Source organism: Streptomyces sp. NPDC047117 (assembly GCF_040643545.1).
Classification (GTDB): domain Bacteria; phylum Actinomycetota; class Actinomycetes; order Streptomycetales; family Streptomycetaceae; genus Streptomyces.
In genome coordinates, this window is record NZ_JBEYUN010000010.1 from 99302 (window position 1) to 120752 (window position 21451).

The following is a 21451-nucleotide window of genomic DNA, read 5'->3' on the forward strand; positions in this document are numbered from 1 at the left end:
TCCTCGCCCCCGCTTGCGACCATGGCCCGGTTCCGTATTCCGCGCCCGCGACATCTGGTTGTTCACCGGGTGTTGGGTTGCGGGGCACCGGACAGCGATAGGAACCGGACGTCGGCGAGGACGAGCGGACCACGGGAGGACGCACATGGCGCAGGGAGCAGCGGACGGCAGAGCCATCGGGCGACGGGCGGTGCTGCACGGTGCGGCGGTCGCGTCCGCGGCGTTCGCCCTGCCGGCGATCGGCTGCGCGGCCCCCGCCCAGGCGCGCGACGGCCGGCCGAGCGCCGAGTGGGGCGTACAGGTCGGCGACGTGACGACCGGCTCCGGGCTGGTGTGGGTGCGCTCGGACCGGCCCGCGCGGATGACCGTGGAGACCGCGGCGACCGAGTCCTTCCGGCACGCGCGCACCTGGCGCGGCCCGGTGGTCGGCGCGGGCACGGACTTCACCGGCGTGACGTCGCTGCGCGGCCTGCCGCCCGGTGAGCAGATCCACTACCGGGTCACGCTGGCCGACCCCGACGACCCGCGGCGCGCGGGCGAGCCGGTGACGGGCACGTTCCGTACCGCGCCGGAGACGCGCGGCGAGCGGGTGCGGTTCCACTGGTCAGGGGACCTCGCCGGGCAGGGCTGGGGCATCAACCCGGACCGCGGCGGTTACCGGATCTACGAGGAGATGCGGCGCCGCAACCCGGACTTCTTCCTGTGCAGCGGCGACAACATCTACGCCGACGGCCCGATCAAGGACACCGTGACGCTGCCGGACGGGCGGGTCTGGCGGAACATCACGACCGAGGAGAAGTCCAAGGTCGCCGAGACGCTGGCGGAGTTCCGCGGCGCCTTCCGGTACAACCTCCTCGACGAGAACCTGCGGCGGTTCAACGCGCAGGTGCCCACGATCACGCAGTGGGACGACCACGAGGTGCACAACAACTGGTACCCGGGGCAGATCCTGGACGACGACCGGTACACGGTGAAGGACGCCGACGTGCTGGCGGCGCGCTCGCTGCGGGCGTTCAGCGAGTACTTCCCCATCCGTACGCTGCGCCCGGACCGGCGCGGGCGGGTGTACCGGGTGGTCAACCACGGGCCGCTGCTGGACGTGTTCGTGCTGGACATGCGGACGTACCGGAACGCCAACTCCGACGGGCGGCAGACGGAGGACGCGCAGGGCATCCTGGGCGCCGAGCAGCTGCGATGGCTGAAGCGGGAACTGTCGCGGTCCCGGGCCGTGTGGAAGGTGATCGCCTCCGACATGCCGCTGGGCCTGGTCGTGCCGGACGGCAAGACCCGCTTCGAGGCCGTGGCGCAGGGCGATCCGGGGCAGCCGCTGGGGCGGGAGCTGCAGCTCGCGGAGTTGCTGCGGCACATCAAGCACCGGCGGATCACGGGCACGCTGTGGCTGACGACAGACGTGCACTACACCTCCGCGCAGCACTACGACCCGTCGCGGGCCGCGTTCAAGGACTTCGAGCCCTTCTGGGAGTTCGTCTCCGGGCCGCTGAACGCGGGCGGGTTCCAGGCGCTGAAGCTGGACGGTACGTTCGGGCCCGAGCAGCGGTTCCTCAAGGCGCCGAACCGGGCGAACACCTCGCCGGCCGAGACGCCGCAGTACTTCGGTGAGATCGATATCGACGGCGGGAGCGGCGAACTCACGGTGCGGCTGCGGCAGGACAGCGGAGAGGTGCTGTTCAGCCAGACCTTGCAACCGGGGCGAGTCGGACAGTAGGGGCGTCCGACCCGAAGGTGAACACAGAGGCAATTGCGTCCTTTACCTGGCGGACACAAGGCGTTTGTGATCATGCAACACCGGTCGGTGATGCTGGAGTGCATGACTGAGAAAACCGAGCACTGCACTGCCCGCCGTTCGATGTGGCGGCGGGCCGCCGAGCGTCTCACCAACGGCCTGCCCCTCGGGTGGCCAGGGCGCCGGGAACCGGCACCGCCGCCGGGTGATACCGGCGCCGCGGCGTCGTCGGCGCCCGCCCTCACCGAGGGCGCGGCGCTCCCCGACACGACGCTGTGGCGCATGCGCACGACCGTACGGGACGAGCCGGGCAGCCTGGCCGCGCTGTGCCAGGCACTGGCCGTGCACCGGGTCGACATCCTGAGCCTGCAGACCCACCCGCTGTCCGAGGGCACGGTGGACGAGTTCCTGCTGCGCGTGCCCGGCACCCCGGACCGGACGACGCTCACCGGCGCGGTGGCCGCGGCGGGCGGCCGGGACACCTGGCTGGAACGCGCCGATGCGCATGATCTCGTCGACGCGCCGGCCCGTATGCTGTCCCTGGCCACCCGTACGGCCCTGGACTCCGCGGAACTCCCTTTGGCGCTGCGGCAGTTGCTCGGCCGCTGCACCATCCACTCGGTACCCGCGCGCACGCTGAAGGGCGAGCCGTTGGCCGAACGGGTGCCGGACGAAGGCGTTCTTGAGGACCACATCATGAAGTTCCGCGACCCGTCCGGGGGGTCGATCACCATCGAGCGGCCGCAGCTGCCGTTCACCCCGACCGAGTTCGCCCGCGTCCGGGCCCTGGTGGAGCTGGACGCCCGGCTCGGCCAGCGCGTGCCGGAGCGCCGGGACACCCTCACCCTCCCCGAGGGCAACCCCATCACGGTGCGCCGCGCCGACCCCTCCGACGTGGCGGCGGCCCGTGAGATGCACGACCGCTGCTCCTCGCGCACGCTGTCGCTGCGGTACCACGGCCCGGTGCACGACGCCGACCGCTACCTCGACCACCTGCTGAGCCCGCGGCACGGCCGCACGCTCGCCGTGGAGACCGCGTCCGGGCGGCTGGTGGCGCTGGGCCACCTGCTGTGGGACGGCGACGAGACCGAGGTGGCGCTGCTGGTGGAGGACGCCTGGCAGCGCCGCGGCATCGGCGCCGAACTCCTGGAGCGGCTGGTCGGGATGGCGGCCGAGACGGGCTCCGAGAGCGTGTACGCCATCACGCAGGCGTCCAACACCGGGATGGTGGCGGCCATGCGCGGCCTCGGGCTGCCGCTGGACTACCAGATCGAGGAAGGCACGCTGGTGATCACGGCCCGGCCTGCGGGGCTGCGGCACCGGCCGCTGCCGGTTCCCGCCGGACGGGAGACGGCCGGCCGCTGAGCGCCGCGTCGAGGTCCCGCCACAGGTCCTCGACGTCCTCCAGGCCCACCGACATCCGCAGCAGCCGCTCGGAGATGCCGCCGGTCGCGCGGTCGGCGGCGTCGACGATGCGGTGGCTGATCGAGGCCGGGTGCTGGAGGAGCGTGTCGACGCTGCCGAGACTGACCGCCGGGGTGATCAGACGCACCCCGGCGGTCACCTCGTGCGGATCCCCGCACACCTCGAACGCGACCATCGCGCCGCCGAGCCGCGGGTAGTGCACCCGGGAGACCCCGGGGTGCGCGGCGAGCCGCCGGGCCAGCTCGGCCGCGGTGGCCGACGCGGCCCGCACCCGTACGGGGAGCGTGGCCAGCCCGCGCAGCAGCAGATAACCGGCGAGCGGGTGCAGTACGCCGCCGGTCGCGAAGCGCACCTGGCGCAGCCGCCGCGCGAATTCCTCGTCGCAGGCCACCACGCCGCCCAGCACGTCGCCGTGGCCGCCCAGGTACTTGGTCGCGCTGTGCAGGACCAGCCGGGCACCCGCGGCGGCGGGGCGCTGCAGCACGGGGGTGGCGAAGGTGTTGTCGACGAGCAGCGGTACGGAGCCGCAGGCGTGGGCTGCGGCCGCGAGGTCGGTCTCGGCGAGCGTGGGGTTGGCCGGGCTCTCGACCATGACCAGTCCGGTGTCGGCCCGGATCGCGTCGCCGATCCCGGCCGGGTCGGTCCAGGTGACGTCCGTACCGAGCAGCCCGCCGGTCAGCAGGTGATCGCTGCAGCCGTACAGGGGCCGTACGGCGACGACGTGCCGGAGGCCCTCGGCGTGCCGGGCGAGGAGGCAGGCGGTCAGGGCCGCCATCCCGCTGGCGAAGGCGACGGCGGACTCGGTGCCTTCGAGGCGGGCGAGCGCGGCTTCGAAGCGGGCGACGGTGGGGTTGCCGAGCCGGCCGTAGACGGGCGGGCCCGCCAACTCGGCGCCGGTGGCGGCGAACGCGTCGAGGCGGGCGGCCTCGGCCCGGCTGTCCGCCGAGGGGTAGGTGGTGGACAGGTCCAGTGGGACCGCGTGCAGTCCCTGGGCCGCGAGGTCCTCGCGGCCGGCGTGCACGGCCTCGGTGGCCAGGGCACGCGGCGGCGCGGTGTCGAGGGCGGTGCGGGGGACGGTGACGGCGGTGGTGGCGCGATCCGGGCGCGCGGGTGAGCGGGTCATGCCACGATGCTGGTCAGGCGGGCTGACCGGATGGTCAACTTCCGTGTTACGTTCGGGACATGGCCGACTCTGTGCGTCTCGATCCGGTGGACCTGGAGATTTTACGCCTGCTGCAGAACGACGCCCGGACCACGTACCGCGAGCTGGCCGCGGCGGTCGGCGTCGCGCCGTCGACCTGCCTGGACCGGGTGACCCGGCTGCGGCGCAGCGGCGTGATCCTCGGGCACGAACTGCGCCTGGACCCCGCGAAACTGGGCCGCGGGCTGCAGGCGCTGCTGTCGGTGCAGGTGCGTCCGCACCGCCGGGAGCTGGTCGGCCCGTTCGTGGAGCGGATCCGCTCGCTGCCCGAGGCGCTCTCCCTCTTCCATCTCACCGGCCCCGAGGACTACCTCGTCCATGTCGCCGTGCGGGACGCGGCCGACCTCCAACGGCTGGTCCTGGACGAGTTCACCGCCCGGCGCGAGGTGGCCCGGGTCGAGACGCGGCTGGTCTTCCAGCGCTGGACGTGCGGCCCACTGCTGCCGCCGGCGGACGCGGTCGGTGAGAAGACGCGCTAGGGGCCTCCGAACGGGCTCCACTGAGACCTCGCGAAGCCCCTGGGCCAGGAAGCCCGCTACATCACCGATCCGGGTGGCGCGATGACCAGCCTGAGGTGCAGGCCGGCGGCCCTGAGGCCGGTGTGGACGGAGAGGCTCGGGCGGACCAGGGTCAGGCTTCCCCTCATGGAGCGCAGCGCGCTCTGCACTCCGAGGAGGGTGTAGAGGCCGGCGTTGTCGCAGGACGTGACGCCGGCGAGGTCCAGCCGGAGATGCCGGGAGCCGCTCGCCATGACCGCCGCGGTGGCGTCGCACAGATCGCTGACGCTGTCGCCGTCCAGCACGCCCACCACGGCCAGTTTGGCCAGCGTGGGCGAGCCGGCGGGGACCGGCCACCGTTCGATGCGTACACGCCTGTCGGTCCGGGTCTTCACATGCATCCCGGCCGCCTCCCTTCAGCCGATCCTCACCGGTCTCGCCGGCTCGAGGCCATAGTGACGCGGAAACGGGCACCACGCGGCCCGGCGATCGAAACCGATCGAAGAATTCCGTCACAGACCGTGACCGTGGCACGGGCATGTGCCGCGGCCACGGGCACACGGCGTAGGCGTGACGCGCGGCGGGCCGGAACCCGGGCCCACTACCGTCGCGGCTCCTCGCCGAGCGTGTCGCGAGTGGCCTCGATGAGCAGCCTGGCCTCGTCCTCACGCGCGTCGTAACGGTCGGGGTGGGCGGACACCTGGACGTTCTGGGCGAGCTGACCGGGGGTCAGGTCCGGGTCCTCCTCGTCCTCCTCGATGGCCCGCTCGAAGAACCGGTGCGCCGCGTGATTGACGTTCATGCACTCCTCGGCCGTGCCCCAGTCCATGCTGGGGCGCTGCTGGAACACGCCGACCGAGTCGAGGTGGCCGTGGTCGAGGTTCTCCATCCCCGATTCGACGAGCCCGGCCTCGAAGGCGGCGAGCACGACCTTGTCCGAGGCGTCCAGCTCCAGCCCCACCAGGTAGACCACTTGGGCCACTTCCGGGTCGGGGCGTCCCTTGGCGGGGCCGGGTCGGGGTCCTTGCGGGGCCGGCTGCGGCACGTCGCCCTCCTGCCGTTGCTCCGGTGACGTCCTTTTCAGCCTCGGGCACGCGCGGGCGCCGGGGCAAGACCGCGGCCTCTTGCCAAAACATCACAGGAAGTGTGTGATGTTGCGCACCGGTCCTGTACGCGTCGTAGGAGGAGGGCACAGGGTGCGGCAGAGTCGCGGGTCCGAGGCCGACGTCGAGCGGCGCCGCCGCCGGGTGCTCCAGCAGGTCATCGACGAGGGCTCCGTACGGATCACCGCACTCGCCGAAGCCTTGCAGGTCAGCACCATGACCGTGCACCGCGATCTGGCCAACCTGGAGTCCCGGCGGCTGCTGGAGAAGCGCCGCGGCAGGGCCGTCGCGCTGCCCACCGTCACGGTGGAGACCGCGACCCGCTTCCGGGAGGACCAGCAGGCCGGGGCGAAGGAGGCGTTCGCCGAACTGCTGGTGCGGGAGGTCAGCGCCGGTGACACGGTGCTGATGGACTGCGGCTCCACCCTCTTCCCGCTGGCCCGCCGGCTCGGCCGCATCGAGGGGCTGACGGTACTCACCAACTCCCTGCGCATCGCCTCGCTGATCGGCGCCGCGGGGGCACCCGGTACGGAGGTCGTCGTACTCGGCGGCCGCTACCGCCCCGACTTCGAGGCCTGCGCGGGCCCGGAGACCCTGCGCCATCTCGCCCGGGTCCGCGCCACCGTCGCCTTCTCCTCCCCCACCGCGGTCGACCACGCCCGACTCTTCCATCCGGTGCAGGAGTGGGCCGAGCTGAAGGCGGCGCTGCGGGAGGCCGCCGGGCGCAGCGTGCTGGCGGTGGACCACACCAAGTTCGGCCGCACCGCCACCCACGGGTACGGCGACGCCTCCGGGTACGACCTGGTGGTCACCGACACCGCGACGCCGGAGGACCAGACCGCCGCCATCGAGCGGCTGGGCGTACGGGTCCGGGCCGTCCCGCCGGCCGGCCCCACCGGAGCTGACACCGACACCGACTGACCGCTAGCCGCAACGCCCCCTTTCCGAAAGGCAGTTCACCATGCGTGCCGTCGTCATCCAGACCCCCGGTTCCTACTCCGTCGAGACCGTCGCCGATCCCACGCCGGGGCCGGGCGAGGTCGTCGTGGAGGTGGCCGCCGTCGGCATCTGCGGTACCGATCTGCACATCGTGCAGGGGGAGTTCGCGCCGACGCCGTACCCGATCATTCCCGGGCACGAGTTCACCGGGGCGGTCGTGGCGCTGGGAACCGAGGTGAGCGGGGTGCGCGAGGGCGACCGGGTCGCGGTCGATCCTTCGCTGTTCTGCGGGTCCTGTCACTTCTGCAGCATCGGCCGGGGCAACCTCTGTGAGCGCTGGGGCGCGATCGGCGACACGGTGGACGGCGCGATGGCGCAGTACGTCAAGGTGCCCGCGGCCAACTGCTACCGCCTGCCGGAGAGCGTGGACCTCGCGCAGGGCACCTTGATCGAGCCGCTGTCCTGCGCGGTGCACGGCTTCGACGTGCTGCCGCGCGACCTGGGCGCGCACTATCTCATCTACGGCGCGGGCACGATGGGCCTGATGATGCTGCAGCTCGCGCGGCGGGCCGGGGCCGCTTCGGTGTCGGTCATCGACATCAACACCGAGCGCCTGAAGATCGCCGAGCAGCTGGGCGCGGACGCGGTGGCGACCGGCGCGGACGCGCTGGACCGGCCGCAGGGCTGGGAGATCGTCATCGACTGCACGGGGGTGGTGCCGGTGATCGAGGACGCGGTCACCCGGGTCCGGCGGGGCGGTACGTTCCAGCAGTTCGGTGTGGCGCCCTCGGACGCCATGGCGAGGATCTCGCCGTTCCGCATCTACCACGACGAGATCACCGTGGTCGGTTCGATGGCCGTGGTGCACAGCTTCGGGCGGGCCGTGGAGCTGATGGGCAAGGGCGCGCTGGACGCCGACACGATGATCACCCACTCCTACGGCCTGGGCGACTTCGGCCGGGCCCTGGAGACCTTCCAGCAGGGCACCGGCCGCAAGATCCAGCTCCGCCCGGCGCCCTGAGCGGCGCCGACGCCCGGTCGCGTGGCGCGGACGGCCGCTACGCGCCTCCCTTCCGCGGGCGGTCCCCGCAGGCGCGTGACCACCAGGTGCCCTCGCCGTGCGAGAGGCCCGGCAGGCGCCGTTCGACGGTGTGCAGGTGCCGGGCCGGGAGGGTGCCCTTGATCAGCCAGCCGGCGTCCGCGCCGGGCCCGGGGTGGGCTCCCGCCACGGGCTCCGCGGCCGTCTCCGCGATGTCCGCGCCGAGGCCGGCGAGGCAGGCGGTGACGGCGGGCAGCGCGTCGGCCGGTACGTCGGCCTCGAAGGCGTGGTACGGCTCGTACACCCGGGTGCCGGCCCGTTCCAGGGCGCGAGCCAGCACCAGCGGGGTCAGACCGCGGAAGTCGGCGGCCGTGCTGACCGGGCCGACGAAGCCGGAGCGGACGAGGGTGACGGTGCAGTCGGTGACGGCCCAGCCGTGCGGGCCGCGGCGCAGCCCCGCGTGCACGCTCTCCTCGACGGCGGTGTGGAACGCCCGCGGCAGCGCGCCGAGTTCGGTCTCGTAGCGGAAGACGGCGCCGGTGCCGTCGGCGGCCGGATCGACGCGCAGTCCGACGGTGGCCCAGTGACCGCTGGGGGCCGGGGCCCGGTGGCCCAGTTCCTCTACGGCCTCGCCGGTGCCGGCCGGGCGTTCGCGGCACACCACCCGGCTCGGGGTGAAGGTGGCGTCGATGCCGTACTCGTCCGCGAGCGCCGCCGCGATGATCTCTTTCTGCATCTCGCCGTGGAGCAGGACGGAGGTGGTGCCGTCCGGTTCGGCGCAGGCGTGGATGAGCGGGTCCTCCTCGGCCAGGCGCCGCAGCGCCGCGTGCAGCCGGGCCGCGGCGCCGGGGCCGGGCTCGCGGGGCCGGACGACGGTGCGGAGGGTGGGGGCCGGGAAGTGCGGCCGGTGTGTGTCGTCGTCCGCGGCGCCGAGCCGGTCGCCGACCCGGATGCCGGCCACTCCGCTGATCCTCGCGATGTTGCCGGGCGTCAGCCGGTGGCCGGCTCCGTCCGCCGCGCCCACGACCTCCAGGGCGGTGATCCGGCCGGTGTACGTGTGCGGGGTGCCGTCCGGCTCGCGGCGGTGCAGGGTGATCCGCTGCCGCGCCGCCAGTTCGCCGGAGTACAGCCGTACGTAGGCGCTCCTCGCCCCGGCCGCGGTGTGGTCGGCGGCGAAGACCGTCCCGCGCGGGTCCGGTGTCGCCACCGGGTCCGGGACGGCGGCGGGCGGCAGCAGTCCGGTGATGCCGTCGAGGAGCGCGCCGACGCCCTGACCGCTCAGCGCCGAGCCGAAGTACACGGGGTGCGCGAGCCCGCGGGCCGTGCGGTCGGCGAGGGCGGTGCGCAGCTCGGCGGGGGTGGGGTACGGGCCGTCCACGACCCGGGCCAGCAGCGCGTCGTCGGTCTCGGCGAGCGTTTCGGCCACCCGGGTGCGGTAGTCCGGGTCGTCGAGGGAGTACGGCACCGTGCGGGCGGCACGCGTGCCGAGGCCGTGCACCGCCGTCATGGGGACGAGGCGCGGCGCGAGCTTCCGGCGGGCGTCGGCGAGCAGGCTGTCGTGGCGGGCGCCGGCCCGGTCGGTCTTGTTGACGAAGAGGAGGGTGGGCAGCCGCATCTCGCGCAGGGTGCGCATCAGGAGGCGGGTGTGCGCCTGGACGCCCTCGACGGCGGAGAGCACCAGGACGGCGCCGTCGAGCACCGCGAGGGCGCGTTCCACCTCGGCCACGAAGTCGGCGTGGCCGGGGGTGTCGATGATGTTGACCCGGGTGGCGTCGAGGGTGAAGGAGACGACGGCGGAGCGGACGGTGATGCCGCGCTGCCGTTCGACGGTGCCGGTGTCGGTGTGGGTGGTGCCGGCGTCGACGCTGCCGAGCCGGTCGATGGCGCCGGTGTCGTGCAGCAGCCGCTCGGTGAGGCTGGTCTTACCTGCGTCGACGTGCGCCAGGATGCCGATGTTCAGGGTGCGCCGGATGGCGCTGGGGGTGTGCGGAGTACGCATGGGTGCCGAAGTCCTCGATGACCGTCCGATGGGGGCGCTGGGTCGTGTCGAGGTATCGGCGCATCGCGTCTTCCTGTCCGTGGGTGGCCGGGGCCGCTCGGTCGAGTGGCGGGCTCATCATGCCGGTGCCGGTGCGCGGCGCGGCAACCGGTTTTTTCCGGCCGCCGGCCCGGGTACGAGCCGTCGTCGCCCGGCGGGGTGACCGACGCCTCATTATGCAACATGTTGCATAAGCGGCTCCGCTCGTCTACAAACGAAGCTCGTCGGCACTTGCGCGCGAGGAGACTTCGGATGAGCCCGTACCCCCACCTGCTGAGCCCGCTGGACCTGGGCTTCACCACCCTGCCCAACCGAGTCCTGATGGGCTCGATGCACGTCGGCCTGGAGGAGGCGCCGGGCGGGTTCGCGCGCATGGCGGCCTTCTACGCCGAGCGGGCCCGCGGCGGCGTCGGCCTCATCGTCACCGGCGGCGTCTCGCCCAACGAGGCCGGCCGCACCATGGACGGCGGGGCCAAGCTCACCACCGAGGCGGAGGCCGCGCAGCACGCGCAGGTGACCGAGGCGGTGCACCGCGAGGGCGGCAGGATCGCGATGCAGATCCTGCACACCGGGCGGTACGCGTTCAGCGAGAACCTGGTGGCGCCCAGCGCGATCCAGGCGCCCATCAACCCCTTCACCCCGCGCGCCCTCACCGACGACGAGGTCGAGCAGACCATCGAGGACTACGTACGGGCCGCCGAGCTCGCGCGGCAGGCCGGGTACGACGGCGTGGAGATCATGGGCTCGGAGGGCTACCTCATCAACGAGTTCATCGCCGCGCCCACCAACCACCGCACCGACCGGTGGGGCGGCTCCTACGAGAACCGGATCCGCTTCCCCGTCGAGATCGTGCGGCGCACCCGCGAGCGGGTCGGCCCGGACTTCATCCTGATCTACCGGCTGTCCATGCTCGACCTGGTGCCCGGCGGCTCCACGTACGACGAGGTCGTCCAGCTGGCCAAGGAGGTCGAGGCGGCCGGTGCCACCATCATCAACACCGGCATCGGCTGGCACGAGGCCCGCATCCCCACCATCGCCACGTCCGTCCCGCGCGGCGCCTTCTCCTGGGTGACGCAGAAGGTCATGGGCGCGGTGTCCGTCCCGCTGGTCACCACCAACCGCATCAACACCCCCGAGGTCGCGGAGCAGTTGCTCGCCGAGGGCCGGGCCGACATGGTCTCGATGGCCCGCCCGTTCCTCGCCGACCCGGACTTCGTCGCCAAGGCCGAGGACGGCCGCGCCGACGCCATCAACACCTGCATCGGCTGCAACCAGGCCTGCCTGGATCACATCTTCTCCGGCCAGATCACCTCCTGCCTGGTCAACCCGCGCGCCTGCCACGAGACCGAGCTGAGCCTCTCCCCCACCCGCCGGCGCAAGGAGCTGGCCGTGGTCGGCGCGGGCCCGGCGGGCCTGGCCTTCGCGGTGTCGGCGGCCGAGCGCGGGCACGGCGTGACGCTGTTCGACGCCGCCGACGAGATCGGCGGGCAGCTGAACGTCGCCCGCCGCATCCCGGGCAAGGAGGAGTTCAACGAGACGCTGCGGTACTTCCGTACGCGGCTCGAAGAGCTGAAGGTCGACGTGCGGCTGGGCACGGCCGTGACCGCCGAGGGCCTGGGCGCGGGCGGGTACGACGAGATCGTGGTCGCGGCCGGCGTCACGCCGCGCACCCCGGACATCCCCGGCATCGAGCACCCCAGCGTGGTCAGCTACCTCGACGTGCTCGGCGGCCGGGTCGAGGCCGGGAAGACCGTGGCGGTGGTCGGCGCCGGCGGCATCGGCTTCGACGTGGCGGAGTTCCTGACCGACGGCGGCGAGCAGGCGAGCCTGGACCCGGCCGTCTTCTTCGGCCAGTGGGGCGTGGACACCGCGTACGGCGAGCGCGGCGGGCTCACGGCTCCGGTACGGACGGCCGCCGCCCGCACCGTCCACCTGCTCCAGCGCAAGACCAGCAAGGTCGGCGCCGGCCTGGGCAAGACCACCGGCTGGATCCACCGCACGGAGCTGCGCCACCGCGGCGTCACGATGACGGCGGGCGCCACGTACGACCGCATCGACGACGAAGGGCTGCACCTGACCGTCGACGGCGAGAAGACCGTCCTCGCGGCCGACACGATCGTGCTCTGCGCCGGCCAGGAGCCGCGCCGCGAGCTGTACGACGCGCTGGTGGCGGCAGGGCACACCGCGCACGTCATCGGCGGCGCCGACGTGGCCGCGGAGCTGGACGCCAAGCGCGCCATTCTGCAGGGCACGCGGCTGGCCGCCGACATCTGACCGCGCCCTAGGATGCGGGGTACCGGTGGTGGCGCACGCCGCCGGTACCCCGCACCGCACCGGCACCACCGCACCCTGGAAGGCCGCCATGTCCCTCCCGCACGCGATCCTCACGGCCCTGCTCGAAAAGCCGTCGTCGGGGCTGGAGCTGACGCGGCGGTTCGACCGGTCCATCCGCTACTTCTGGTCCGCCACCCACCAGCAGATCTACCGCGACCTGCGGAAGCTGGAGGAGGCCGGGCTGATCCACGCCCTGCCGCAGGCGCAGCCCTCACGCGGCCAGAAGCGGGAGTACGAGGTGCTGCCGGCGGGGCGCGAGGCGCTCACCGCGTGGGTGACCGAGCGGCAGGAACCGCGGGCCATGCGCGACCCGCTGCTCCTGCGGCTGCGGGCCGCCGCGGTCGTCGGCGCGACCGGCCTCACCGAGGAGTTCGAGCGCCATCTGGCCCTGCACGAGCGGCAGTTGGCGGAGTACCACGAGATCGAGACGCGTGACTTCCCGCCGGCGAAGACGGCGGAGCCGGACCGGCTCCAGCATCTCGTCCTGCGGGCCGGCATCGCCCAGGAGACCTTCTGGGTGCAGTGGCTGACCGAGTCGCTGACGGAACTGCGCGCCATCGAGGCCGGGCGGGGCCCCGGGGGCGGCGGTTCCGCCTGACCACGGGGGCCGGCCGGCGCCTCCAGGTCAGTCCAGTCCGCCCCGCTTGACGAGCTGGGCGGCGATGACGTTGCGCTGGATCTCGTTGGTGCCCTCCCCGACGATCATCAGCGGCGCGTCGCGGAAGTAGCGCTCGACGTCGTACTCCGTGGAGTAGCCGTAACCGCCGTGGATGCGGACCGCGTTGAGGGCGATCTCCATGGCGGTCTCGGAGGCGAAGAGCTTGGCCATGCCGGCTTCCATGTCCACCCGGCGCCCGGCGTCCGCCTCCCGGGCGGCGTGCAGGGTCAGCTGGCGCGCAGCGGTGAGCTTGGTGGCCATGTCGGCCAGGTGGTTGCCGACCGACTGGTGCTGCCAGATCGGCTTGCCGAAGGACTCGCGTTCCTGGGCGTACGCGAGGGAGTCCTCCAGCGCGGCCCGGCCGACGCCCAGCGCGCGGGCCGCTACCTGGAGGCGGCCGGTCTCCAGCCCCTTCATCATCTGTCCGAATCCCTTGCCCTCCGCGCCGCCGAGCACGGCGTCCGGGGCCGCCCGGTAGTCCTCGAAGGACAGCTCGCAGCTCTCCACGCCCTTGTAGCCCAGCTTGGGCAGGTCCCGGGAGACGGTGAGGCCGGGGCCGTGCTCGACCAGGAGGATGGAGATGCCCTTGTGGGCGGGGGTGGCGTCGGGGTCGGTCTTGCAGAGCAGGGCGATCAGCCGGGAGCGGCGGGAGTTGGTGATCCAGGTCTTGGACCCGTTGACCAGATAGCCTCCCCCACCGTCCTTGCGGGCGACGGTGCGCATGGCCTGGAGGTCGGAGCCGCCGCCCGGCTCGGTGAGCGCCATGGTGGCGCGGATCTCGCCGGTGGCCATCCTCGGCAGGTAGCGGCGCTTCTGCTCCTCGGTGCCGAACAGCAGCAGCAGCTTGGCCACCACGGTGTGGCCGCCCATCGCGCCGGCCAGGCTCATCCAGCCCCGCGCCAGTTCCTCGGTGACCAGCACGTAGCAGGGTGTGGAGACCGGCGTGCCGCCGTACTCCTCGGGCACCGCCAGCCCGTAGATGCCCAGCTCCTTCATCTTCTCGATCTGGGCCTCGGGGTAGGTGTCGGCGTGCTCCAGCTCCTGCACGACCGGTTTGACGTCCTTGTTCACGAAGTCGTGCACGGTCTCGACCACGAAACGCTCGTCGTCGGTGAGGCTGTCCAGGGTGCTCATGCGGGGTCCTTCGGTGAGTACGGGGCGGGGCGTCAGACGACCGCGTCGGCGCGGAGGGCTGCGAGCTCGGCGGGCGTGCGGCCGAGTGCGGTGAGGATCGCTTCGGTGTGTTCGCCGACGGCCGGTACGGGGTCCATGCGGGCGGTGAGTCCGGCGAGGTCGGCGGGCGGCAGGAGGGCCTGCACGGTGGCGCCGGGCACGGCGACCTCGCGCCAGCGGTCCCGGCCTTCGAGGACGGGGTGGTCCAGGAATTCGGCGACGGAGTTCACCCCGGCGTTGGCGATGCCCAGCTCGTCCAGCACCTTCATGACGTCCGCCGCGGCGGAGCGGGAGAACCGCTCGGCGATGACGGTGTCCAGCTCGTCCCGGTGGGTGACGCGGTCCGAGCCGGTGGCGAACCGCGGGTCCTCGGTCAGCTCGGGGCGCCCGAGGAAGCCCGCGCACAGCGCGGCCCATTCGCGTTCGTTCTGGATGGAGAAGAGCACGTCCTTGCCGTCGGCGGCGGTGTAGGCGCCGTACGGGGCGATGGTGGCGTGCCGGGTGCCGACGCGCGGCGGCTGGCTGCCGCTGTGCCGGGTGTAGTACGCGGGCTGGCTCATCCACTCCGAGAGTGCTTCGAAGAGGGAGACCTCCACGGCGCGGGCGACGCCGGTGGTGGCGCGGGTGAACAGGGCGGCGAGGATGCCGCTGTAGGCGTACATGCCGGCGGAGATGTCGGCGACGGAGACCCCGACCCGGGCGGCCTCGTCGGCGCTCCCGGTGAGGGAGACCAGGCCGGTCTGGCACTGGACGAGCAGGTCGTACGCCTTGCGGTCGGCCCACGGACCGCTGGTGCCGTACCCGGAGACGGTGCAGGGGATCAGCTTGGGGTAGCGGGCCGTGAGCGCGTCGGGGCCGAGGCCCAGGCGGGTGGCGGCGCCCGGCGCGAGGTTCTGCACGAACACATCGGCCTCGGCGAGGAGTTCGTGCAGGATCTCCCGGCCGCGCTGGTCCTTGAGGTCGAGGGTGAGGGATTCCTTGGAGCGGTTGAGCCAGACGAAATAGCTGGAGTGGCCGTGGACGGTGGTGTCGTAGCGGCGGGCGAAGTCGCCGTCGCCGGGGCGTTCGATCTTGATGACGCGGGCGCCGAGGTCGGCGAGCTGGCGCGTGGCGAAGGGGGCCGCCACGGCCTGCTCGATGCTGACGACGGTGATGCCTTCGAGGGGGCGCTGCTGGTGCTCCATCAGGACTCCTGCGCGGTGGGGTCGGTGGCGGCCGGGAACGCCGTACGCATCAGTTCCGCCGCGCGCTCCCAGGTGAGGCCGGCGAGCAGGTCGGGGACGCCGGGGCCGCAGGCGGCGAACTTGTCGCGCAGTTCGGCGGCGGAGGGCGGGCGCTGCGGGGAGCCGGGCGGCAGGGCCAGCTCGGAGTGGACGGCCGTGCCGTCGGTGAAGTCCAGCCGGAGGGCGACCTCGCCGTCGAGCAGGGTGGTGGTCTCGCCGGGCCGCCGGTCGACGGTGACCTGCCCCATGAGCTTCTGCGCGGCGGGGCGGGAGACGGCCTCGTCGGTGAAGCTGCCGAAGCCGGGATAGTCGTCGAGGAGCGCGGTGGCGACCGCGTACGGCATGGAGAACTTGCCCTCCAGGCCGGTGCGGGGCCGGTCGTGGAGGAGGGGGTGGACGGTGCCGGCGGGGGTGGTGACGGTGACGCCGGTGAGGCCGCCGTGCACCCGGTCGCGGACCTCGCGCAGTGCGGCGATCGGCCGCTGCATGGCGTAGCAGCAGGGGTACATCTTGATCGCCAGGCCGCCGGGGACGGCCGGGGCCGCGGGGAAGTCGGTGGCGGGAGTGCCGCCGACGCGGGTCAGCCAGGCGTCCAGGGCGCGCGGGTCGGCGGTGGCGCCGGCGCGGGCGAGCCGGGCGGCGCGTACTCCGGCGTCGGCGGCGAAGCCCACCTGGAGGGACTTGCTGTGGGTGCCGAACGCCTCCTGGACGCCGCCGGCCGCGGGGACGGCGAGCGCCATGGCGGCGGCGAGCCGGTCCGCGTCCAGACCGAGGGCGAGGCCGGCCGCGACGGCGGCGGCCGGGGCGCCCGCGGTGCAGGTCGCGTGCCAGCCCGCCGCGTAGTGGCCCCAGCCGAGCATCGCGCCGAGCCGGGCCATGACGCCGGCGCCCGCGAGGTAGGCACGCGCGTCGCCGCCGGCGGCGAGGACGGCGGGGACGGTGACGACGGAGATGTGCGTGGTGGTGTCCGTGTGCAGGTCGTCAAAGTCCAGCACGTGCGCCATGGCCGCCCAGCGGGCCGCGTCCGGGAGCGGCGCGGCGACCGGGCGCAGCGGGTGGTCCCGGGCGGCCAGCGCGACGGCGACGGTGTCGGCCAGCGCCCGGTCGGCGAGCGCGTGGTCGTCGGGGTCTGCCCGGTGGTCGTGTGCCCACTGGGCAAGGGCTCGGGCGGCGGTCATGCGGTCCCCTCCGTGGTGCGGCGGCCACCGGCCTCACGGTCGGCGGCTCCTCTGCCGAGGATTTGTACGGCCAAATGATCGCGGTGTCAATGGCGCCTCACCCGGCCGACCAATCCAGCGATCACCGGGCCTTGACGTCACAGTGAGCCGGACCACAGAATGCCGACGCCATGCGTGGAGCCACTTTGTACGCAGCAATGCCGTACATGGCCGCGCCGAATGGCCGCCCCTTTCCGGGACCCCTTGGAGGTACGTCAGTGACGCCCCCGTCCCCCGCCCTCGCCGCGCTCGGCAGAGCACCGATCGGCCGCACCCACCGCAAGGTGCTGCTGGTCGTCAGCGCGATGTTCCTGTTCGACCTCGCGGACCTGAACACCTTCGCCTTCGCGGCCCCGGCGATCCGCGCCACGCACCACTTCACCGTCCAGGACGTGGCCCTGGTGACCGCGCTGAGCTTCGCCGGGATGGCGGTGGGCGCGGTACTCGGCGGCCGGGCCGCCGACATCGTCGGCCGCCGGCTCGGCATGTCCGCCGCCGTCGCCCTCTTCTCCGCCGCCTCACTGCTCAACGCCGCCGTCTCGACGCCGGGCACGATGGCCACCGCCCGCGCCCTCACCGGCTTCGGCCTCGGCGCGATGACCGCCATCGCGATCTCCTACCTCTCCGAGGTCACCCCCACCACCCACCGCGGCCGCTTCCAGGCAGTCGCGCTCGGCGTCGGCCTCGTCGGCATCCCGCTGGTCGCCTTCACCGCCCGCGGCATCACCGTGTCCCACCCGGCCTCCTGGCGCTGGCTGTTCGTCGCCGGCGCGCTCGGCTTCCTGCTGCTCCCGCTGGTCCTCCGGCTGCCCGAGTCGCCGCGCTGGCTGCTCTCCCGGGGCCGGACGGCGGAGGCCGAGGAGACGGTGCGCCGCTTCGTACCGGACTTCCGCGGCGGCGGGCAGCAGGAGCCGCCCGGCACGCTCCCCGCTGCCGCGCCCAAGGCCCGCTTCCGCGACCTCTTCGCACCGGGGCAGCGCCGCAACTCGATCGTCATGATGGTCGTCTGGGCCTTCGCGCTGACCGGCTTCTACGGCTTCCAGTCCTGGGTGCCGACCCTGCTGGCCGATCGCGGCCAGGACTTCGCCACCTCCATGACCATGTCGGCGGTCAACACCATCGGCGCGGTGCCCGGCGCCTTCCTCGCCGCTCCGTTCATCGACCGCTTCTCGCGCAAGCACCTCGCGGTGGTTCTCGGCCTGATCGTCGCCGCGGTCGGCATCGGCTACGGCCTGAGCGCCGGGTCGGTGGCCATCATGGTCTTCGGCGTCGCGTTCGCCGCGCTCAGCCAGGCCTACATCGCGGTCCTGTACTCCTACACACCCGAGCACTTCCCCACCGCCCTGCGCACGGCGGGGTCCGGTCTCGGCAACGGCGCGGGGCGGGCCGCCAACATCGTCGCTCCCCTGATCATCGCGGCCGTCTACACCGCCCCGCACCTCGGCTACGTGGGCGTGTTCGCCTTCGTCGCCGGCACCTGGCTGGTCGCCACCCTCACCGTCGCGTTCTTCGGCATCGACACCCGCGACCGGCCGCTGGAGGACCTGCACGGCCGCACCGCGCAGGACGATGGGACACCCGACGGCATCCCGCGCCCCGCACCCACCCACTGACCCGCACCCGCCCCGCACGACAGGAGCCTTCATGACCGGCGCCCCCGCCGACGTCCCGGCCGCCGACTTCCGCCTCCTCGAAGAGACCGCCCGCACCTGGCACCCCGCCGACACCGGCGCCACCGACCCCCTCGACCCGGCGCCGGTCGCCGCGCTCTCCGCCGTGCTGGACCTGCCGGAGCCGGTGGCGGCAGCCGGGCAGCCGCTGCCCCCGCTGTGGCACTGGCTGCACTTCCTGACCTGGCCCCGGCAGAGCGAGCTGGGCCCGGACGGGCACCTGCGCGACGGCCACTTCCTGCCACCGCTGCCCGAGCGGCGGCGGATGTTCGCGGGCGGCCGGCTGGAGGTCCGCAAGCCGCTCACGGTAGGTCAGCCGGCCGAGCAGACCAGCGGCGTGGTCAAGGCGCAGGCCAAGCAGGGCCGTACGGGCGGGCTGCTGTTCGTCACCGCGCGCACCGAGTTCCGCCAGGACGGCGAGGTGCGGGTGACCGAGGAGCAGGACATCGTCTACCGCAGCGGCGGCGGCGCGCCCGTACCGGACCGGATCACCCTCGACCCGGACGCCGCACCGCACAGCGACGCGCCGTGGCAGCTGCCGTGGACCACCGACCCGGCCGTCCTCTTCCGCGTCAGCGCGCTCACCGCCAACGCCCACCGCATCCACTACGACCAGCCCTACGTCACCGGGGTCGAGGGCTACCCCGGGCTGGTCGTGCACGGCCCGCTGCTCGTCCTGCAGATGCTGGAACTGGTCCGCCGCCACGCGCCCGGCCGCACCGTCCGCACGCTCTCCTACCGGCTGCGGCAGCCCTCCTTCTGCGGCGAGCGGCTGCTGTCCTGCGGCACGCCGTACGAGGAGGACGGCCGGCCGGGCGTCCGGCTGTCCGTCGCCGGGCCGCGCGCCGCCGAGCACGCCACGGCGGAGGTGACCTTCGCATGACCGCCGCCGAGGCAGCCCCGTACGTCCGGGCCCTGGCCGCCGCCCGCAGCCTGCTCTTCGTCCCCGGCAACCGCGCCGACCGCTACGCCAAGGCGGCCGGGGCCGGCGCCGACGGGGTGATCGTGGACCTGGAGGACGCGGTCGCACCCGACGGCAAGGACGCCGCGCGGGACGCCGTCGCCGAGTGGCTGGCGGGCGGCGCGCGGGCGGTGGTGCGGATCAACCCGCCGGGCACCGAGTGGCACGAGGCCGACCTGGCGATGGCCGCCGCGCACGGCGCGCCCGTCATGCTGCCCAAGGCCGAGGACCCGGCCGTCCTCGCGGCGGTCGCCGACCGGACCGGCGGCAGGCTTCCGGTGCTGGCGCTGGTGGAGACGGCCGCCGGGGTGGAGCACGCCGCCGCGCTGTGCCGCGCCCCGAACGTCGTACGCGCCGCCTTCGGCAACATCGACCTCGCGGCGCAGCTCGGCGTGGATCCCGCCGACCATCAGGCACTGGCGTACGCACGCTCGCGGCTGGTCTGCGCTTCCGCGGCGGCCGGACTGGCGCCGCCGCTCGACGGGGTGACGGCCGGGCTGGCGGCCGACGGGCCGCTGCCGGCGGACGTGGCGCACGCCCGGCGGCTGGGCTTCGGCGGCAAGCTCTGCATCCATCCGCGTCAACTCGACGCCGTGCACGAAGGGTTCACTCCGTCGGCGGCCGAGACGGAGTGGGCGCGGCGGGTGCTGGCGGCTCGGGGCGCGGTCGCGGTGGTCGACGGGCAGATGGTGGACCGGCCGGTGCTGGAGCGGGCCCGGCGCATTCTGGCGGCGGGGCGCGGTTGAGGGCCGGTGCGGCGCGTGGCCCGGCGACCGCGCCGGGGCCCGCCGGGCCGCGCGCCGCACCGCCGGGGTGGCGTCCCCGCAGGTGACCAGGGTGTTCCGCGGCCGATAAGCTGGCCGTCCCTTCCCACCCGAACGGCGACGAGGATGTGATGGCCAACAAGCCGGCCCGTGGACGGACCGCGTACCAGCAGCTGGCGGACGACCTGCGCACGGACCTCGCGGGCGACCGGTACCCCAAGGGGGTGCGGCTGCCGACCGAGGCGGAGCTGGCCGAGAAGTACCGGGTCAGCCGGCAGACGGTGCGCCGCGCCTTCCACGACCTGGTCGCCGAGGGCCTGGTGTACCGGGTGCCCGGACGCGGCACGTTCGCCGCGCCGCGCGACGGCCGTTACCTCCGCAGGTTCGGCTCGGTCGACGATCTGATGGGCCTGTCGCTGGACACGATCATGCAGCTGACCGGCCCGCTGCGGCGGCGGGTGGACATCGACGCGGCCGGGCGGCTGCGGCTGGACAGCGATGTGGTGCACACCCTCGCCTTCCGCCGGCTCCACGACGACGTGCCGTTCTGCCATACGACGGTGTGGCTGCCGCCGGACGTCGGCGAGACGCTGGCGGACGTGGCGCAGCTCACCGAGACCGGCGCGCGCTCCACCTTCACCATCATCGGCCTGCTGGACGACCGGCTGGACTCGCCCATCACGGAGGCCGAGCAGTCCATCACGGTCGCGCCTGCCCCGGCGGCCGTCGCGGAGGAGCTGGCGTGCGAGCCGCACCACCCGCTGCTGCGCATCGACCGGCTCTACACGACCTCCGAAGGCCGCCGCGTGGAGCTGGCCACCAGTCACTTCCTGCCCGAGCAGTACTCCTACCGGGTCCGGCTGCGCCGCTGATCCCCGGCCCCGGCGTCAGACCCCGGAGGGCGGCCGGTCGTTCAGGATCCGCTGGAAGAGCCGGTGGTCCTGCCACTCCCCGTGGACGTGGAGGAATTGCGGCGCGACGCCGTAGGCCCGGAAGCCGCACTTCTCCAGGACGCGCTGGGAACCGACGTTGTGCAACAGCGTCCCCGCTTCGAGCCGGTGCAGCCCGGCGTCCTCGTCGGCGTACCGGGCGACCGCCTCGACGGCGGCGCTCGCCAGCCCCTTCCCGGTGTGGTCGACATCGATCCAGTAGCCGACGTTGCCGCTGCTCAGCGGACCGCGCACGATCCCGGACAGGGTGACCGTGCCGGCGAGCCGGGAGCCGTCGGTGAGCACCCAGGGCATCGTCCGACCGACCTCGCGCTCCGCCAACTGCACCGCCAGGCGGTCCCGTTGCCCCTCGACGGTGTAGAAGCCCTCGTCCCGCCACGGATCCCACGGCCGCAGATGCTCGCGGTTGTGCAGATACGCCGCGAGCAGCGCGTCGACGTCGCCGGCGTCGGCCGGGCGCATCTCGATGCCACCCGGCAGCACGCATGTCTCGTTCCCCATGCCCGTCACAGTAA

At 73.5% G+C, this 21451-nt stretch carries 19 protein-coding genes; 11 read left to right on the forward strand and 8 right to left on the reverse strand.

Annotated elements, in window-relative coordinates; genetic code table 11:
- Positions 1–145 precede the first annotated feature (145 nt).
- Together ABZ840_RS20790 and ABZ840_RS20795 are read left to right on the forward strand one after the other, a co-directional pair.
- A complete protein-coding gene (locus ABZ840_RS20790; RefSeq protein WP_361561536.1) occupies positions 146–1726 on the forward strand; it encodes an alkaline phosphatase D family protein in 1581 nt (526 codons plus the stop codon).
- A 102-nt stretch (positions 1727–1828) separates the two neighbouring features.
- A complete protein-coding gene (locus tag ABZ840_RS20795; RefSeq protein ID WP_361561537.1) occupies positions 1829–3109 on the forward strand; it encodes a GNAT family N-acetyltransferase in 1281 nt (426 codons plus the stop codon).
- Here ABZ840_RS20795 and ABZ840_RS20800 read toward each other — a convergent pair.
- Positions 3036–4292, reverse strand: coding sequence for a PLP-dependent transferase (locus ABZ840_RS20800; protein WP_361561538.1), 1257 nt, complete (start codon positions 4290–4292; stop codon positions 3036–3038). The two genes, ABZ840_RS20795 and ABZ840_RS20800, sit on opposite strands and share 74 nt — an antisense overlap.
- Before the next feature lie 59 nt (positions 4293–4351).
- Between ABZ840_RS20800 and ABZ840_RS20805 the strand changes: the two genes are divergently transcribed.
- A complete protein-coding gene (locus ABZ840_RS20805; RefSeq protein ID WP_361561539.1) occupies positions 4352–4849 on the forward strand; it encodes an Lrp/AsnC family transcriptional regulator in 498 nt (165 codons plus the stop codon).
- Positions 4850–4905: 56 nt separating this feature from the next.
- Here the strand turns inward: ABZ840_RS20805 and ABZ840_RS20810 are convergent, their stop codons facing one another.
- Both ABZ840_RS20810 and ABZ840_RS20815 read right to left on the reverse strand, forming a co-directional pair.
- On the reverse strand, positions 4906–5268 hold the full coding sequence (locus ABZ840_RS20810; protein WP_361561540.1) for an STAS domain-containing protein: 363 nt from the start codon (positions 5266–5268) through the stop codon (positions 4906–4908).
- A gap of 200 nt (positions 5269–5468) precedes the next feature.
- A complete protein-coding gene (locus ABZ840_RS20815) occupies positions 5469–5912 on the reverse strand; it encodes a hypothetical protein (RefSeq protein WP_361561541.1) in 444 nt (147 codons plus the stop codon).
- Positions 5913–6063: 151 nt separating this feature from the next.
- On the opposite strand from ABZ840_RS20815, the gene ABZ840_RS20820 reads away from it, so the two are divergent.
- Both ABZ840_RS20820 and ABZ840_RS20825 read left to right on the forward strand, forming a co-directional pair.
- The gene (locus tag ABZ840_RS20820) at positions 6064–6891 is read left to right on the forward strand and encodes a DeoR/GlpR family DNA-binding transcription regulator (RefSeq protein WP_361561542.1); all 828 of its coding nucleotides are present in this window, start codon (positions 6064–6066) and stop codon (positions 6889–6891) included.
- Positions 6892–6931: 40 nt separating this feature from the next.
- A complete protein-coding gene (locus tag ABZ840_RS20825) occupies positions 6932–7930 on the forward strand; it encodes a zinc-dependent alcohol dehydrogenase family protein (RefSeq protein WP_361561543.1) in 999 nt (332 codons plus the stop codon).
- Between the two features lie 37 nt (positions 7931–7967).
- On the opposite strand, the gene ABZ840_RS20830 is transcribed toward ABZ840_RS20825, so the two are convergent.
- The gene (locus ABZ840_RS20830) at positions 7968–9947 is read right to left on the reverse strand and encodes a GTP-binding protein (protein ID WP_361561544.1); all 1980 of its coding nucleotides are present in this window, start codon (positions 9945–9947) and stop codon (positions 7968–7970) included.
- Between the two features lie 291 nt (positions 9948–10238).
- Between ABZ840_RS20830 and ABZ840_RS20835 the strand changes: the two genes are divergently transcribed.
- Both ABZ840_RS20835 and ABZ840_RS20840 read left to right on the forward strand, forming a co-directional pair.
- Entirely contained in the window at positions 10239–12260 is a 2022-nt protein-coding gene (locus ABZ840_RS20835; protein WP_361561545.1) for an NADPH-dependent 2,4-dienoyl-CoA reductase, read from the forward strand.
- An 88-nt stretch (positions 12261–12348) separates the two neighbouring features.
- On the forward strand, positions 12349–12918 hold the full coding sequence (locus ABZ840_RS20840; RefSeq protein ID WP_361561721.1) for a PadR family transcriptional regulator: 570 nt from the start codon (positions 12349–12351) through the stop codon (positions 12916–12918).
- Between the two features lie 27 nt (positions 12919–12945).
- Here the strand turns inward: ABZ840_RS20840 and ABZ840_RS20845 are convergent, their stop codons facing one another.
- From ABZ840_RS20845 to ABZ840_RS20855, 3 genes are read right to left on the reverse strand one after another with little or no spacing between them, the layout of a single operon-like run.
- Positions 12946–14112: an acyl-CoA dehydrogenase family protein gene (locus ABZ840_RS20845; RefSeq protein ID WP_361561546.1), complete on the reverse strand. Its 1167-nt coding sequence runs from the start codon at positions 14110–14112 to the stop codon at positions 12946–12948.
- A gap of 32 nt (positions 14113–14144) precedes the next feature.
- Positions 14145–15335, reverse strand: a complete 1191-nt coding sequence (locus ABZ840_RS20850; RefSeq protein WP_361561547.1) for a CaiB/BaiF CoA-transferase family protein — start codon at positions 15333–15335, stop codon at positions 14145–14147.
- Complete coding sequence (locus ABZ840_RS20855; RefSeq protein ID WP_361561548.1) at positions 15335–16552, reverse strand: MmgE/PrpD family protein; 1218 nt, start codon at positions 16550–16552, stop codon at positions 15335–15337. Before ABZ840_RS20855 ends, ABZ840_RS20850 begins: the two co-directional genes overlap by 1 nt.
- 257 nt (positions 16553–16809) lie before the next feature.
- On the opposite strand from ABZ840_RS20855, the gene ABZ840_RS20860 reads away from it, so the two are divergent.
- From ABZ840_RS20860 to ABZ840_RS20875, 4 genes are all read left to right on the forward strand, one after another.
- A complete protein-coding gene (locus ABZ840_RS20860; RefSeq protein ID WP_361561549.1) occupies positions 16810–18204 on the forward strand; it encodes an MFS transporter in 1395 nt (464 codons plus the stop codon).
- A gap of 31 nt (positions 18205–18235) precedes the next feature.
- Positions 18236–19144 carry a hypothetical protein gene (locus ABZ840_RS20865; RefSeq protein WP_361561550.1) on the forward strand — a complete coding sequence of 303 codons (909 nt, stop codon included), beginning with the start codon at positions 18236–18238 and terminating at the stop codon, positions 19142–19144.
- The gene (locus ABZ840_RS20870) at positions 19141–19968 is read left to right on the forward strand and encodes a CoA ester lyase (protein ID WP_361561551.1); all 828 of its coding nucleotides are present in this window, start codon (positions 19141–19143) and stop codon (positions 19966–19968) included. The genes ABZ840_RS20865 and ABZ840_RS20870 overlap by 4 nt, the downstream gene beginning before the upstream one ends.
- Before the next feature lie 149 nt (positions 19969–20117).
- The gene (locus tag ABZ840_RS20875; protein ID WP_361561552.1) at positions 20118–20858 is read left to right on the forward strand and encodes a GntR family transcriptional regulator; all 741 of its coding nucleotides are present in this window, start codon (positions 20118–20120) and stop codon (positions 20856–20858) included.
- Between the two features lie 15 nt (positions 20859–20873).
- On the opposite strand, the gene ABZ840_RS20880 is transcribed toward ABZ840_RS20875, so the two are convergent.
- Entirely contained in the window at positions 20874–21437 is a 564-nt protein-coding gene (locus ABZ840_RS20880; RefSeq protein WP_361561553.1) for a GNAT family protein, read from the reverse strand.
- Between the last annotated feature and the right edge of the window lie 14 nt (positions 21438–21451).

What these genes read in the sequence shown, in the direction of transcription:
- ABZ840_RS20790 (WP_361561536.1), top strand. Translation starts at nt 146, where the DNA reads ATGGCGCAGGGAGCAGCGGACGGCAGAGCCATCGGGCGACGGGCGGTG.
- ABZ840_RS20795 (WP_361561537.1), top strand. Translation starts at nt 1,829, where the DNA reads ATGACTGAGAAAACCGAGCACTGCACTGCCCGCCGTTCGATGTGGCGG.
- ABZ840_RS20800 (WP_361561538.1), bottom strand. Translation starts at nt 4,292, where the DNA reads ATGACCCGCTCACCCGCGCGCCCGGATCGCGCCACCACCGCCGTCACC.
- ABZ840_RS20805 (WP_361561539.1), top strand. Translation starts at nt 4,352, where the DNA reads ATGGCCGACTCTGTGCGTCTCGATCCGGTGGACCTGGAGATTTTACGC.
- ABZ840_RS20810 (WP_361561540.1), bottom strand. Translation starts at nt 5,268, where the DNA reads ATGCATGTGAAGACCCGGACCGACAGGCGTGTACGCATCGAACGGTGG.
- ABZ840_RS20825 (WP_361561543.1), top strand. Translation starts at nt 6,932, where the DNA reads ATGCGTGCCGTCGTCATCCAGACCCCCGGTTCCTACTCCGTCGAGACC.
- ABZ840_RS20830 (WP_361561544.1), bottom strand. Translation starts at nt 9,947, where the DNA reads ATGCGTACTCCGCACACCCCCAGCGCCATCCGGCGCACCCTGAACATC.
- ABZ840_RS20835 (WP_361561545.1), top strand. Translation starts at nt 10,239, where the DNA reads ATGAGCCCGTACCCCCACCTGCTGAGCCCGCTGGACCTGGGCTTCACC.
- ABZ840_RS20840 (WP_361561721.1), top strand. Translation starts at nt 12,349, where the DNA reads ATGTCCCTCCCGCACGCGATCCTCACGGCCCTGCTCGAAAAGCCGTCG.
- ABZ840_RS20845 (WP_361561546.1), bottom strand. Translation starts at nt 14,112, where the DNA reads ATGAGCACCCTGGACAGCCTCACCGACGACGAGCGTTTCGTGGTCGAG.
- ABZ840_RS20850 (WP_361561547.1), bottom strand. Translation starts at nt 15,335, where the DNA reads ATGGAGCACCAGCAGCGCCCCCTCGAAGGCATCACCGTCGTCAGCATC.
- ABZ840_RS20855 (WP_361561548.1), bottom strand. Translation starts at nt 16,552, where the DNA reads ATGACCGCCGCCCGAGCCCTTGCCCAGTGGGCACACGACCACCGGGCA.
- ABZ840_RS20865 (WP_361561550.1), top strand. Translation starts at nt 18,236, where the DNA reads ATGACCGGCGCCCCCGCCGACGTCCCGGCCGCCGACTTCCGCCTCCTC.
- ABZ840_RS20870 (WP_361561551.1), top strand. Translation starts at nt 19,141, where the DNA reads ATGACCGCCGCCGAGGCAGCCCCGTACGTCCGGGCCCTGGCCGCCGCC.
- ABZ840_RS20875 (WP_361561552.1), top strand. Translation starts at nt 20,118, where the DNA reads ATGGCCAACAAGCCGGCCCGTGGACGGACCGCGTACCAGCAGCTGGCG.
- ABZ840_RS20880 (WP_361561553.1), bottom strand. Translation starts at nt 21,437, where the DNA reads ATGGGGAACGAGACATGCGTGCTGCCGGGTGGCATCGAGATGCGCCCG.